The following is a 13,864-nucleotide window of genomic DNA, read 5'->3' as shown; positions in this document are numbered from 1 at the left end:
GGAAAGGGCGGCCTGATCGGGGCCGCCCTTTCCTATGTCTTACAACCAAATTGAGATCAGTCAGCGGTGATGTACTTGTCCACGATGGACTGAACGGTACCGTTGTCGATCAGCTCAGTCAGAGCGCCGTTGATGGCGTCCAGCAGAGCGGTGTTGCCCTTCTTCACACCGATGGCGTAGTCCTCAACAGCGAACTCGGTGTCCAGGATCTTCAGGCCGGGGTTGGCAGCCACAAACTCCTGAGCGGGAGCGTTGTCGATAACCACAGCGTCCACCTGGCCGTTGACCAGAGCCTGGACAGCCAGAGCGCCGGAGGCATAGGCGGTGACGTGATCCTCACCATAGCCGCCGTTCTCGGGGGTGTCGGAGCAGTAGATGTAGCCGGTGGTGGCCTCCTGGCAGCCGATCATGTCAGCGTTGGCCAGATCGTCCACAGTCTGGATGGGGGAATCCTCCTTCACGATGACCACCTGCACGCCGGTGGCATAGCTCTCGGAGAAGTCCATAACAGCCTTACGCTCGTCAGTGACAGTAACACCAGCCATGACCATGTCGCTCTGGCCATTCTGAGCGGCCAGCAGAGCGGCGTCAAAGTCCATGTCGTCCACAACCAGCTCCAGGCCCAGCTTGTCGGCGATGGCCTGGGCCACTTCCACGTCGATGCCCTCGAAGGTGCCGTCGTCCTTGATCATCTCATAGGGAGGGAAGGCGGCGTTGGTGGACATGTGCAGCTTGCCGGCCTCTACGGTGGTAAAGTCACCGGCGGGGGTGGTCTCATCAGCGGGAGCCTGGCTCTCGGTCACGGGAGCGCTGCTGTCAGTGTTGGGAGTCTCGGCATTGCCGGTGGTGCCGCCGCAGCCGGCCAGCAGGCTCAGAGACATGGCGGCGGTCAGGCCCAGAAGGGCCAGCTTCTTCAGGTGCTTCATTTTGTATTCTCTCCTATTCATTCTAACCTCTTTGGGTTTCCTTATTGGTTATGTCCTATTATACACGGTATTCAATAAAATGCAATATTTATTCATCCGTCAAAGCACACAAAAAACCATATGGTTTTTCCCCGTTCTCTGATAAAAGCGGGCACAAAAAGGGCGGAGCCGGTTGGCTCCGCCCTTTTGGGTGGCTGAAATCAGCCCTGGGTGCAGTGGTCGAAGAAGAAGTAGCCCAGGGGGGTGTAGTACATACCCTGAATACCGTCGGCCAGCATGTACTTCTGGGTGTAGAAGTACAGGGGGCACAGAGCGTAGTCCTGACCGATAATCAGATCCTCGGCCTGGTGCATCAGGCTCATGCGCTCAGCAGGATCGGTAGCGGCCTTGGCCTGCTGGATCAGGTTGTCGTACTCGGGGTTGGCGTACTGAGCGTCGTTGTTGCCGCCGCCGGTCAGCCACATATCCAGGAAGGACATGGGATCGTTGTAGTCGGCGATCCAGCCGTTACGGGCGATGGAGTAATCGCCGTCCTTACGGGTCTGCAGGAAGGTGGCCCACTCCTGGTTGTCCAGCTGCACGGTCACGCCCAGCACGGTCTGCCACATGTTCTGCAGAGCCTCGGCAACGGCCTTGTGGCTGTCGTCGGTGTTGTACAGATAGGTGACAACGGGGAAGTCCTTGCCGTCGGGATAGCCGGCCTCGGCCAGCAGCTCACGGGCGCGCTCACAGTTGGCCTCGTAGTCAGCGTCGGTGGGCTTGTAATAGTCGCCGCCCACGGTACGGAAGTCGTCGCCGGTGGCGCCTTCGGCATCGTACACGCCGGCGGGCACGAAGCCGCCAGCCTCGACCTGACCGGTCTGGGTGATCTGCTGCACGATATAGGTGCGGTCAACGGCCAGAGTGAAGGCCTCACGGACCAGAGGATTGTCAAAGGGAGCCTTCTGGGTCTGGAAGCACACATAGTAGGTGCCGATGTAGTCCACGATCTTCAGATCGCCGGAAGCCAGCAGGCCGGCCACCTCGTCGGTGGGCATGGTCTCGATGAAGTCCAGCTCGCCGGAGTTAAAGCCGGACAGCATGGCGTTGGCATCGTCCATCAGCTTGAAGGTGATCTTCTGGGGACCCAGGGAATCCACATTGTAGTAGTACTCGTTGGGCTCCATGACGATCTCGGAGTTGGTCACGCGGCTGGTCATCTTGTAAGCGCCGTTGGAGATGTAGGTGTCGGGGCTGTAGGTCCACTGGTCGTTGCTCACGATGTCCTGGCGCACGGGGAAGGTGGCGGGGAAGGCGCAAATCTCAGTGAAGTAGGGCAGGTCGGAGGTGATGGTGACCACGAAGGTCTTGTCGTCGGGAGCGGAAACAGCCAGCTCGCTGGGATCCTTCTCGCCGGCCATGATCTCGTTGGCGTTCACCACGCAGTCGATCATGTAGTTGTAGTCGGCGGCGGTCTCAGGAGTGACCAGACGCTGCCAGGAGAACACGAAGTCCTGAGCGGTCACGTCCTTGCCGTCGGACCACTTGATGCCGTCCCGCAGGTGGAAGGTGTAGGTGACGGTGCCGTCGGCGTTGGTGTCCTTGTCGTAGCTCTCGGCCTGGCCGTAGCCCAGCTCAGCGTTGTTGCAGGTACCGTCGGAGCCGGTGGTCTCAGCGCCGCTGTCATTCCAGCGCATCAGACCCTCAAACATGTGGCTGATCATGATGGCGCCGTCCACCGCGCTGTTCAGAGCGGGGTCGATGGTCTGGGGCTCGGAAGCGATGTTGACAGTCAGCTCAAAGGCGTCACCGGAAGTACTTCCGGTCTCCTCGGCGCTGGGCGAGGAATCTGCATTCTGCGTACCGTTGCCGCAGCCGGCCAGCAGACCGGCCACCATGGCCCCGGACAGAAGCAGAGACAGGAGCTTTCTCTTTTTCATATTTGGACCTCCATCTTTCAATTTTGTATCCTTTCGCCTGTCGGCGTGATACACAAGTAGGGAAATTCCCTCGGCGTCCGTTACACGGACGCCGAAAAGGCCATGGCCTTTTACGAATTATGGGGTATTATACCACAATTATTGCAAGACTGTAAAGAATATATTGCAAATCTGTTAAATCTTTCCCTATGCTCCCCGTCGCTTACCCCAGCAGATGGCAGGCAGCCCAGTGGCCGGGAGAATGCTCCTTCAGCTGAGGCACCGCTTCCTTGCACTTCTCGGTGGCGTAGGGGCAGCGGGTGTGGAAGCGGCAGCCGGAAGGCGGATTCATGGGAGAGGGGATGTCGCCCTGGAGCACGATGCGCTGGCGGGAACGGCTCACCTGGGGATCGGGCACCGGCACGGCGGACAGCAGGGTCTTGGTATAGGGGTGGATGGGGTGCTTGTTCAGCTCATAGCTCTCGGCCAGCTCCACCAGGGTGCCCAGGTACATGACGCCGATGCGGTTGGAAATGTGCCGCACCACGGACAGGTCGTGGGCAATGAACAGGTAGGTCAGGCCCAGATCCTGCTGCATATCCTCCAGCATGTTCACCACCTGGGACTGAATGGACACATCCAGGGCGGAGATGGGCTCGTCACACACGATGAACTCGGGGCGCACCGCCAGGGCGCGGGCAATGCCCACGCGCTGCTGCTGGCCGCCGGAAAACTCGTGAGGGTAGCGGTTGGCGTGCTCGGTATTCAGGCCCACCATGCTCAGCAGTTCCTTGATGCGGTCGGCCCGCTCCTGCTTGCCGGGGCACAGCTTGTGGATATCCAGCGCCTCGCCGATGATCTCGCCTACCGTCATACGGGGATCCAGAGAGGCGGAGGGATCCTGGAAGATGATCTGCATCTTCCGGCGATAGGGCAGCATGTTCACTGTTTTCGCCTTGGGCACCGCCTTCTTCACCAGAACGCGCTCCTCATGGACGGAGCCGTCCTTGCCCTTCACCGTCATGGTCTTGCATTCAAAGGGATACTCATGCTGGTAGATGGTCTGGCCGTCGTAGATGATCCGGCCGGATGTGGGCTCGTGCAGCTGGAGAATGGTGCGGCCCAGGGTGGTCTTGCCGCAGCCCGACTCACCCACCAGGCCCAGGGTCTCGCCCCGCTTGATGAACAGGGACACGTCCTCCACGGCCTGGACGCCGGGACCCTTGATGCCCTTGACACCAAAGTACTTGGTCAGGTGGTCCACCTGAACCAGGATATCGTTTTTCTCACTCACGGCCGCCCGCCTCCTTCTCCTCGGTCTCGCCCGCAGGCTTGCCGGCCTTCTCCCGCTCCAGCTGCTCCTGCACCCGCAGCCAGCAGGCGGAGCGGTGGTTGTCGCCCAGCTCCACATAGGGGGGCATCTTCTGCAGGCAGATCTTCATGGCATATTCGCACCGGGGGGCAAAGGGGCAGCCCTCGGGGGGATTGAGCATATCCACGGGGGTGCCCTCGATGGGGATCAGGCGCTCATAGCTCTCGGCATCCACACGGGGCATGGACCGCAGCAGGCCCATGGTGTAGGGGTGACCGGGCTTGTAGAAAATGTCGTCCACCGGGCCCTGCTCCACCATCTTGCCTGCGTACATGACGGAGACCTTGTCGCAGATCTCGGCCACCACGCCCAGGTTGTGGGTGATGAAGATGATGCCCATATGGGTCTTTTTCTGCAGATCCTTCATCAGCTCCAGGATCTGAGCCTGGATGGTCACGTCCAGAGCCGTGGTGGGCTCGTCGGCGATCAGCAGCTGGGGATGGCAGATCAGGCCCATGGCGATCATGACACGCTGACGCATGCCGCCGGACAGCTCATGGGGGTACTGCTTCATCCGCTTTTCCACGTTGTTGATGCCCACCAGCTCCAGCATCTCCATGGCCCGCTTGGCGGCCTCCTCTTTGGGGACCTTCTTGTCGTGGGCCTTCAGGGCCTCAATCAGCTGGTTGCCGATGGTGTACACCGGGTTCAGACAGGTCATGGGGTTCTGGAAGATCATGGCCACTTTGGAGCCACGCAGGGCGATCATCTCTTCCTTGCTCTTGGCCAGCACATCCTCCCCCTCCAGGGTGATGGACCCGCCGATGACCTTGCCGGGGGACTGGAGCAGGCCGATGATGGAGTAGGCCTCCACGCTCTTGCCGGAGCCGGATTCGCCCACAATGCCCATAACCTCGCCGTAGTCCAGGTCATAGCTGATGCCGCCCACCGCCTTGACCTCGCCGGCGGGGGTGAAGAAGGAGACGTGGAGATCCTTCACTTCCAGCAGCTTGCCGCTCTTTTCGTTCTGTTCCATGTTGTCTCCTCCTTTCTTACTTCTTCAGCCGGGGATCCAGAGCGTCCCGCAGGCCGTCACCAAACAGGTTCAGGCACAGGATCATCAGGCTCAGGATGGCGGCGGGGATAAACAAACGATAGGGATAGGTGCTCAGGCCGCCCAGGGCGTCGGAGCACATGGAGCCCAGGCTGGTCATGGGGGCGGAAACGCCCATGCCCAGGAAGGACAGGAAAGATTCGGTAAAGATAGCGGACGGGATCTGCAGGAAGGTGGTGGTCACGATCTGGCCGATGCAGTTGGGCAGCAGGTGGCGCCGGATGATGCGCCCGCCCTCGGCGCCCAGAGCCCGGGCGGCGGTGACGTACTCCTGCTGCTTCAGCTGGAGGATCTGGCCCCGGATCAGGCGGGACATGGTCACCCAGTACAGCAGACCAAAGGCGATGAAGATGGAGATCAGGTTGGCGCCCAGCAGGGTCACCAGCTTCTGAAGGGGTCCGTCGCCGGAGTTCTGGAATTCCTCAAAGATGGGCTTCAGGGTGGAGCCCAGCAGCAGGATCACCAGCACTTCGGGGATGGTGTAGATGATCTCCACGATACGCTGCATGACCGCGTCCACCTTGCCGCCGCAGTAGCCGGAGATGGAGCCGTACAGGGCACCGATGACCAGCACGATGATGGCGCAGCAGATGCCGACGATCATGGACACCCGGGCGCCGATCATGGTACGCACCATGATGTCACGGCCCTGAGTATCACAGCCGAACACATGGGGGAACACGAATTCGCCGTCCGCCATGCGCTGCAGCTCCTCATCAGTATAGCCAAAAGGCTTGGTCTTGATGCCAAGAGCCTTGGCTGCCTCTTTCTCGGTGACATGCTCTTCACTCTTGCCCTGGTTGGCCTTGGCGGTGGCACGGATCTTGGCCTCCTCCACGGCGGAGAGGGTCTCGCCCTGCTCGGCGGCCTCGGCACGGGCCTGCTCCACCGCCTCCTCAGGCGACAGGTTGGAGGAGCCGTTGTGCTCCTCCATATACTCATTGATGCGGGCCTGGTCCTCCAGGGAGTAGTGCCAGGGGTGGATGTTGTTGGCGCCGCTGATCACCTGGTCATAGGTGTAGGGCACGATCATGGGGCCTATAAAGGCAAACAGGCCGATGAGGATCACGATGATCATGGCCACCATGGCCACCTTGTTGCGGCGCAGACGCCGCCAGGCGTCCTTCCAATAGGACACGCTCTTGCGGTCCTGGATAAAGCTCTCCTTCTCCTGAGCGCTGGCCGGCTCAAAGGCGTTCTCCGGCAGGTCGTTCCAGCTCAGGATGTCATCAATGTCCGGCTGAAGGGAGCCGAGTACTTTTTTATGCTTCTTCTCTGCCAACTCAGTTCCCTCCCTTGCTCAGGTTGATGCGCGGATCCACCAGCTTGTACAGCAGGTCTACGATCAGGTTCATGGCGATGATAAAGGCCGCCAGGAAGATGGTGGTACCCATGATCAGGGGATAGTCCCGGTTGGAAATGGACGAGACAAAGTAGCGGCCCAGGCCGGGGATGGTAAACACGGTCTCCACCACGAAGCCGCCGCACAGGGTAAAGGCGATCTGGGGACCCAGGTAGGTAATGACCGGAATCAGGGCGTTGCGCAGGGCGTGCTTGAAGATGATGGTCTTGTTCTTCAGGCCCTTGGCGCGGGCGGTCTTGATATACTCCTGATTGATGGAGTCCAGCATGGCCGTCCGGGTCTGGCGGGACAGATAACACATGGGGTAGAAGCCCAGCGCCAGGCAGGGCAGCACATAGCTCTTGGGTGAGCCGTCAAAGATCGTGGGGAAGAACTTCAGTCCCTCTATGCCGCCGGTAAATACATGCAGCAGCATAGTCGCCACCACAAATCCCGGCATGGAGATACCCACCGTACAGATCACCCGCAGCAGGCTGTCCACCCAGGTGCCTCGCTTATACGCTGCCAGACAGCCCAACGGGACGCCCACCAAGATAGCCCACAGGATGGCGATGGCGCCGATGCCCGCCGAGATGGGGAACATGTTCAGGATGATCTCCAGCACGGGCCGGTCCTTCTGCATCTTGATGGAGGTGCCGAAATCCAGATGGGCCAGGTTTTCCAGATACTTGCCCAGCTGGACGATCAGCGGCTGATTCAGTCCGTACTTTTCGTTCAGGGCGGCAATGGTGGCTTCGCTGGGGGTTTTTTCCGATAGCCACGGGTTGCCCGGAACGGCGTTCATCAGAAAAAAGGTGAGACAGATGACAATGAACAGCGTAATCACTGCCATCAACACTCTTTTCAAAATGTATTTTGCCATTTCTTCACTTCCTATACCTTTCTCGATACCTTCCGCTGCGTACTTCTATGACACACAGCCGCCGGGAGAGCTGCTCCCGGCGAACTGCATTTTGCTGCTTCCTCTCCTTCACCGCCGGCCGCCCCCGGCAGCCGATCTGGATACAAAACACCCTTGGCGGTTCTCGACAAGAAGCACCATCTTATAGAGTTCGTTTATTTTATCTCAAACAGGCCGTCCCGTCAAGAGTCCAAACCCTCTAATTTGATGGTTACTCCACCATTTCTTGCATGTGTCTTTCATAGAAATACAAATATCCAATGTTGTGTCCACGAATGATTAAGCACTTTTTGATCCTTCCGATTCCAAAATACCCAAAATTATCACTTCTTCTCGCTAGAGTGCTAAAATATTCTATATTTTTATTCATATAGTTTGATATAAATATTCGCATCAGATAAAAAATGAAATTTTTAATCTGCATGATGCAGGCGCCATTTATTCAAAAAGGGCGGCACAGCACGCTGTGCCGCCCTCTGGCTCAGTCAAAGCCCAGGCCCATATATCCTTTGGTGTCCTCCTGCCACAATCTGGCCTTGTCAGGGTGATACCATTTGATCATTCCGAAGGGCTGAATGTAGCTGCCCGACACCCCATCCCAGCTGGCGGGGGTGCGCACGTAGCAGCGGCGGCCGGGAAGCAGTCTGGAAAAGACCGCCAGCGCCCGGCAGACCATCTGGGGTTCGGGAACCAGCAGCTCCTTGAAGAGCACGCTGTCCTTGTCCACATACTCTACCGCCGCGCAGCCCTCCGCGTCCCCTGTCATGATCCGGTACAGCCCGCCGCCGGACAGACGGCTCATGCCCTCCTGATAGCGGATGAGCTCCGTCCCGTAAAGCACCGACGGGGTGCCCTCCAGCAGCCGGTCCCGGATGGCGTTATAGGTTTCGGGAGACGCAGGTTCCACACAGTCTCCCGGCCGGGGCTCCCCTGCCTCATCCTTCAGCAGCTCCACCTTGCGGGTGGAAAAGCCGGTGGAAAAGCCCACCGTGCCGAAAAACTTGAACAGGCTGGGCTCGGCAGGCACCACAGTGACACAGTCGGCGCCCCGGGCATTCAGGTGGAAATCCACATAGTGCAACAGCTGCCGGCCGTAGCCCTTGCTCCGCACCGCCGAATCAGTTGCCAGGGCGTATACGTAAAAAGCCTTGGCCCTCTCGCCGCCGGGCAGGGTCAGGTCATGGGGCAGCAGCGCCAGCATGGAGGCCAGCTTGTCATCCTCCAACAGCAGGAGCATGTTTTCCGGATGCCAGCAGCATTCATAAAACCAGTCAATATACCGCTGGTCATCCCCAAAAGCCTGCTGCCACAGCCGCTTCTGGGCCTCGGCCTCCTCCGGCCGGGAGGGTCGAATGTCTATCATGAGATCGCTCCTTTCTATTGGCAACTGGCAGGGCCAACGCTCAGGCCCGCAGGATGGCGGCGTACTTCTCCACCATCAGGTCGGGATAGTAGGATTCCTTGGCTTTCCGCAAACCCTCCACCCCCATGTCGTCCTCCCGGTTCAGGTACTTCACCTTGGGGTGATGCTCCCGCACCCAGCGGGAAAATTCCCGGTTGATCATGGTATAGGCCCCCTGGAGCTCACTGTACGCCTTCTCAAAGTGGACATCAAAGGTGTCCTCGGTCAGGTGGTCCCCCATGGTAAAGGCCACCACCTCGCCGTACACCCGGATCAGGCCGCCCTCCAGGCCAAGCTGGTGGTAGTACTCCATGGCAGTGCGCAGGGCGATGCCCTCGTCACCCAGGTCCCGTTCCTCGGCCTCACCCTCCCGCTGGAGGGAGCGGAGATACCACTGCTTGTCCATCTCCAGGCACTCAGGCAGGCTCTCCGGGGTGATCTCCTCATACACCCAGGTGGGGTTGTTCTCAATAAACCGGTTGATGTGGTTCCGCTTGGCGTGGAGCTTCTTGCCCCCCAGATCCGCCAGGCGGTCGATCTCATACAGGTAGTCGTAACCGTCCCGGTCGGCCTGATAGTCAAACTGGCCGGGGAAAAACTCCTCCAGTTCCGCCATCTGCCGCCGGGTCAGGCACACCAGCCGGAGGGGCTCCCCACGGCTGGCGGCGTCCTCCTCCAGAGCCCGGATGGCCCCGGCAATGTCCCCGGAGCCGGCGGGATACATGTAGCTGCACCCCATCCGCCCGCACAGGTGGGTCACCAGAAAGTCCTCCCACCGGCCGATCTCCAGACCGTAGGCCTTCTGCCAGACAAACATATTGGTAAAATTATAATCACAGCCCCGATAGCTGCACCGGGCCAACAGCTCGTCCACCCAGGGCTTGTCCGCCGGGACCGGCGTGTGAAATTCGATCATACAGGGTCCAATCTCCTTATGCTGTTCTAGTATACCGGTATGATATCACGCTTATACCCACCGTGGCAAGAAAAAACGACGGGCCGGACATCGTCCGGCCCTCATCTCAGGACTGCACCAGCATCAGGCAGCCGTCCTTGTCGTATTTCAGCTGCTGGACCTCCGCCTTGGTGTTGCGGATGATGTCGTCCATGCGGATTCCCTCGGTCACCGTGGCCACAAAGGTATAGGCCACGCCGTGGCGCTTGGCACGGCCGGTACGGCCGATGCGGTGGGTGTAGTTCTCCAGCTCGTCGGGCACGTCGTAGTTGAACACCGCGTCCACGTCGTCGATATCCAGGCCCCGGGCCGCCACATCGGTGGCCACCAGCACCCGGATCTCCCCCTTCTTGAACTTCTCCAGGGTCTTTTCCCGGATCCGCTGCTGGATGTCCCCGTGGATGGCCTCGCAGGAGATGCCCCGCATCTTCAATAAGCCCGCCAGCCGGTCGGTCATGTTCTTGGTGTTGCAGAAGGCGATGGCCCGCTCGTACTCCCCGTGGGTGATGAGGGCCACGATGGTGTCCAGCTTCTGCTCCCGGCCGTCCAGGTCAATGCGGTATTGGGTGATGTCCGGCTTGGATTCCTCCACCGGCCGGACGGTGATCTCAATGGGGTCCCGCTGATACACCCAGGAGATATCCATGACCTCCCGGCTGATGGTGGCGGAGAACATGCCCATGTTCCTCCGGTGCTTGATCTGGTCCAGGATGCGGGTCACGTCCCGCACGAAACCCATGTCCAGCATCCGGTCGGCCTCGTCCAGCACCACCGTCTCCACCTTGTCCAGCCGGACGGTGCGCCGCTTCATGTGGTCCATCAGCCGGCCGGGGGTGGCCACCACGATCTGGGGCTTCTTCTTCAGGGTGTTGATCTGCTTGTCGATGGGGGCGCCGCCGTACAGGCAGACGGTGCGCACCCCTTCCTTAAACTCGCACAGGTCCCGCAGCTCCTCCTGGATCTGCACCGCCAGCTCCCGGGTGGGGGCCAGCACCAGGGCCTGCACGTCCTCGCTGGACGGGTCGATGTGCTCCACCATCGGGATGCCGAAGGCAAAGGTCTTGCCTGTGCCGGTCGGGGCCTTGGCAATGACGTCCTTCCAGTCCATAAAATAGGGGATGGCCCCGGCCTGCACCGGGGTGGCCTGCACGTAGCCCTTCTTTTCGATGGCCTTCATCACTTCCGGGGACAGACCCAGGTCGGCATAATTCACGACCTCGTTGACCTGCTCGCCGTTGATCTCCATGAGTACGATACTTCCTTTCGTTTCGGTTTGCCTGATTCAAGGTCCCCACAGGCATCGAAACTCCCTTTCGTACCCAAACGCCCGCCGGTTCTCCGGGGCGCGACCTTAAATCCAACCGCCGGACGATTTTCCCGGCGGATTTTGCCCAACTACTATATCATAGCCCGGCTTATTGTGCAAGAGGGGGACTTCGGCGGAACACATGGATCCGGAAGTCCGCCGTGATCTCCAGTCCGTCCAGCGCGGCAAGTCTGGCAGCCCCCTCCTTGGGGGTCTTCCAGTAGTAGGGGGTCATCTGGAACAGGTCCTTCAGGTCCTCCCCCGCCACCGCCATCTTGTACTTCACCGGCACCACCCTTTCGTAGGAAAAGCCCTCATAGGGGATGTCCTCCTCCTTGTTGCGGTAGGGGGTGTCATAGAGCACCTGCTTCAGCTCCCACAGGTGGTCCGCCCCCGGCACCACATACAGGAAGGCCCCGCCGGGACGGAGCACCCGCCGGAATTCCTCCAGGGCCAGCGGAGAAAAGCAGTTGAGCAGCAGGTCAATGGTCTCCGCCCCAACCGGGAGATGGTAGGCGGAGGCCACGGCAAACTCTCCTTCAGGCAGCCGCCTGGCCGCCAGACGTACCGAGGGCTTGGACAGGTCAATGCCCGCCAGTCGGACGGCCTTCCCCGCTCCGGTCAGGGCCTGCCACACCCCCTGGGTGTAATACCCCTCGCCGCAGCCGGAGTCCAGCACCGTGCCCTCACGGCCCACCCGCTCCAGGGCCAGGGTACACAGGGTCTCCCGCAGGGGGGCGTAGTAGTCTTTGGAAAGAAACCGGTTCCGTGCGGCCGTCATGCCCTTGTCGTCCCCCGGCTCCCTGGCGTGTTTCCGGTTGGCCGGCAGGAGGTGGACATACCCCTCCCTGGCTCTGTCGTAGCTGTGGCCGCCGGGGCAGATATAGCGTCCCTCCTCCCGGCTCAGTTTCCCGCCGCAGATGGGACAACACAGCAGACTGTCGTTCATTCCGGCCCCTCCCTTCCGGGCCCTCACGGCCCATTCTTTTCGATTATACGGCCCTTTCCTCCGCTTGTAAAGCAAAGGTCCCTTTTTTCGGCAAGTTTCCTCCCATTTCTTGCATTTTTAACTGACACATACTAGAATAAGTACATGAAATCTGAAAAGGAGTTGAGGGATCCCCATGTCTGCTAAACACCGTGTCCAAAGCCTTGTTCTGGCCGGGGCTCTGGCCCTGACCCTGACCGTTCCCGCCCTGGCCGCCGGGTACAGCGATCTGCCTGCCAGCCACTGGGCCTATTCCGACCTGATGGAGGCCTCCGAGCTGGGTATTATCCAGGGCGTGGGCAGCGGGCAGATGGCTCCCTCCGCCACCATGAGCTGGGGCCAGTTTCTGACCATGCTTACCCGCACCTTTGCCGCCGATGCCTACCAGAGCGCCGCCGCTTCCGGGTTGGCCTGGGACCAGGCAGGCTACACCGCGGCGGTGGAGTCCGGCCTGCTCCGTGCGGAGGACAACCTGCCGGTCTCCGCAGAAACCCTGAACGGCAATATTTCCCGGCAGGACGCGGCGGTTCTGCTGTACAACGCCCTGCCGGAGGATGCCTGGGACAGCTACTACGTCTGGGGCCAGACCCAGGACCCCGCCCTTCTCTCCGACTGGACCGCCATGGACCCCCTGCACCAACAGGCGGTGGCCGGTCTGGCGGAGTTGGGCATCATCAACGGCAAGAGTGACGGCTCCTTCGGCTGTGCCGATTCCATCCAGCGGTGCGACGGCACGGTGCTGGTCATGCGTGTGCTGGAGGTGGTTGATTCCTGTCTGCGATACACACCAAAGGATATTACAGTCCGTATTCTGAATGTGCAGAACGGACAGCCCATTCTGCCCGACCAGCAGGTGTCCGTCCAGGTAGGCACCTATCTGTCCAGTCTCCCCTACCAGCTGGATCTGGATGAACTGAAGTACTACAACTACAGCTGGTCCGACAGCCAGGTGAGCCAGGTCAGCTCCGCCTGCAGCACTTATACTCTGTACTACCGGCCCATGACCCAGGCGGAGCGGGAGGAAGCCGATTTCCTGGAGCAGGTGGATCAGGGCCTGGCCTCCTACGATGATTACTGGAAGCAGGATTTCTGGCTGAAATTCCAGGGAGAGAACCAGCGTAAATATGAGCTGCTGTTCGGCGACTCCACCAAGCGGCGCTTTGCCAACCAGGACGAGGCCAAGGCGGCCATGACCACTATCACCATCCCGGTGTGGAAGCTCCAGGGCGGCACCAAGGTCAGTTCCACCATGTCCCTGTCCATCCACAGCGCCATTGCCGAGGATGTGAAGGCCATCTTTACTGAGATCTACAACGACCCTGAGCAGTTCCCCATCCACGACATCGGCGGCTACTCCTGGCGGGGTGACACCGCCACCGGTGAGCACAACTGCGGCACCGCCATCGACATCAACGCCAACGAGAACTACCAGGTCCGGGACGGCCAGGCGCTGGCAGGCAGCCTGTGGCAGCCGGGCAGCAACCCCTACTCCATCGGGCCGGACAGCTCGGTGGTGCGCATTTTTGCCGAGCACGGCTGGAGCTGGGGCGGCGACGCCTGGGCGGACAGCAGCGACGCCTCCCAGGGCTATCACGATTATATGCACTTCTCCTACATGGGCGGTTAAGCATTTCTTAGGATCCTTTATAATACCTTTATATTCTGTTCACAGTCCGTTCACCAATGAGAGAGTACCGTC

At 60.2% G+C, this 13,864-nt stretch carries 11 protein-coding genes; 1 reads left to right on the top strand and 10 read right to left on the bottom strand.

Annotated elements, in window-relative coordinates:
• Nucleotides 1-56: 56 nt before the first annotated feature.
• From E0E41_RS12310 to E0E41_RS12265, 10 genes are all read right to left on the bottom strand, one after another.
• Nucleotides 57-917 (bottom strand): transporter substrate-binding domain-containing protein, encoded by an 861-nt coding sequence (locus E0E41_RS12310; RefSeq protein ID WP_242623838.1) that lies wholly within the window; start codon nt 915-917, stop codon nt 57-59.
• A 209-nt stretch (nt 918-1,126) separates the two neighbouring features.
• Nucleotides 1,127-2,845: a peptide ABC transporter substrate-binding protein gene (locus tag E0E41_RS12305; RefSeq protein WP_130870166.1), complete on the bottom strand. Its 1,719-nt coding sequence runs from the start codon at nt 2,843-2,845 to the stop codon at nt 1,127-1,129.
• Between the two features lie 202 nt (nt 2,846-3,047).
• On the bottom strand, nt 3,048-4,118 hold the full coding sequence (locus E0E41_RS12300; RefSeq protein WP_130870165.1) for an ABC transporter ATP-binding protein: 1,071 nt from the start codon (nt 4,116-4,118) through the stop codon (nt 3,048-3,050).
• Nucleotides 4,111-5,172 (bottom strand): ABC transporter ATP-binding protein, encoded by a 1,062-nt coding sequence (locus tag E0E41_RS12295; RefSeq protein ID WP_130870164.1) that lies wholly within the window; start codon nt 5,170-5,172, stop codon nt 4,111-4,113. Before E0E41_RS12295 ends, E0E41_RS12300 begins: the two co-directional genes overlap by 8 nt.
• Before the next feature lie 16 nt (nt 5,173-5,188).
• Nucleotides 5,189-6,532, bottom strand: a complete 1,344-nt coding sequence (locus tag E0E41_RS12290; RefSeq protein ID WP_130870163.1) for an ABC transporter permease — start codon at nt 6,530-6,532, stop codon at nt 5,189-5,191.
• A gap of 1 nt (nt 6,533) precedes the next feature.
• Nucleotides 6,534-7,475 (bottom strand): ABC transporter permease, encoded by a 942-nt coding sequence (locus tag E0E41_RS12285; RefSeq protein WP_130870162.1) that lies wholly within the window; start codon nt 7,473-7,475, stop codon nt 6,534-6,536.
• Between the two features lie 520 nt (nt 7,476-7,995).
• Entirely contained in the window at nt 7,996-8,877 is an 882-nt protein-coding gene (locus E0E41_RS12280; protein WP_130870161.1) for a GNAT family N-acetyltransferase, read from the bottom strand.
• 40 nt (nt 8,878-8,917) lie between these two features.
• Complete coding sequence (locus tag E0E41_RS12275; RefSeq protein WP_130870160.1) at nt 8,918-9,832, bottom strand: DUF2156 domain-containing protein; 915 nt, start codon at nt 9,830-9,832, stop codon at nt 8,918-8,920.
• Nucleotides 9,833-9,938: 106 nt separating this feature from the next.
• On the bottom strand, nt 9,939-11,117 hold the full coding sequence (locus tag E0E41_RS12270) for a DEAD/DEAH box helicase (protein ID WP_130870159.1): 1,179 nt from the start codon (nt 11,115-11,117) through the stop codon (nt 9,939-9,941).
• Nucleotides 11,118-11,286: 169 nt separating this feature from the next.
• Nucleotides 11,287-12,126 carry a putative RNA methyltransferase gene (locus E0E41_RS12265; RefSeq protein WP_130870158.1) on the bottom strand — a complete coding sequence of 280 codons (840 nt, stop codon included), beginning with the start codon at nt 12,124-12,126 and terminating at the stop codon, nt 11,287-11,289.
• A gap of 175 nt (nt 12,127-12,301) precedes the next feature.
• Here E0E41_RS12265 and E0E41_RS12260 point away from each other — a divergent pair, with 175 nt between their 5' ends.
• On the top strand, nt 12,302-13,792 hold the full coding sequence (locus E0E41_RS12260) for an S-layer homology domain-containing protein (protein WP_130870157.1): 1,491 nt from the start codon (nt 12,302-12,304) through the stop codon (nt 13,790-13,792).
• Nucleotides 13,793-13,864 lie beyond the last annotated feature (72 nt).

Source organism: Intestinimonas massiliensis (ex Afouda et al. 2020) (assembly GCF_900626285.1).
In the GTDB taxonomy this organism is placed as follows: Bacteria; Bacillota; Clostridia; order Oscillospirales; family Oscillospiraceae; genus Flavonifractor; species Flavonifractor massiliensis_A.
This window is presented reverse-complemented; position numbering and strand designations above follow the sequence as displayed.

What these genes read in the sequence shown, in the direction of transcription:
- E0E41_RS12305 (WP_130870166.1), bottom strand. Translation starts at nt 2,845, where the DNA reads ATGAAAAAGAGAAAGCTCCTGTCTCTGCTTCTGTCCGGGGCCATGGTG.
- E0E41_RS12295 (WP_130870164.1), bottom strand. Translation starts at nt 5,172, where the DNA reads ATGGAACAGAACGAAAAGAGCGGCAAGCTGCTGGAAGTGAAGGATCTC.
- E0E41_RS12285 (WP_130870162.1), bottom strand. Translation starts at nt 7,475, where the DNA reads ATGGCAAAATACATTTTGAAAAGAGTGTTGATGGCAGTGATTACGCTG.
- E0E41_RS12280 (WP_130870161.1), bottom strand. Translation starts at nt 8,877, where the DNA reads ATGATAGACATTCGACCCTCCCGGCCGGAGGAGGCCGAGGCCCAGAAG.
- E0E41_RS12275 (WP_130870160.1), bottom strand. Translation starts at nt 9,832, where the DNA reads ATGATCGAATTTCACACGCCGGTCCCGGCGGACAAGCCCTGGGTGGAC.
- E0E41_RS12270 (WP_130870159.1), bottom strand. Translation starts at nt 11,117, where the DNA reads ATGGAGATCAACGGCGAGCAGGTCAACGAGGTCGTGAATTATGCCGAC.
- E0E41_RS12265 (WP_130870158.1), bottom strand. Translation starts at nt 12,126, where the DNA reads ATGAACGACAGTCTGCTGTGTTGTCCCATCTGCGGCGGGAAACTGAGC.
- E0E41_RS12260 (WP_130870157.1), top strand. Translation starts at nt 12,302, where the DNA reads ATGTCTGCTAAACACCGTGTCCAAAGCCTTGTTCTGGCCGGGGCTCTG.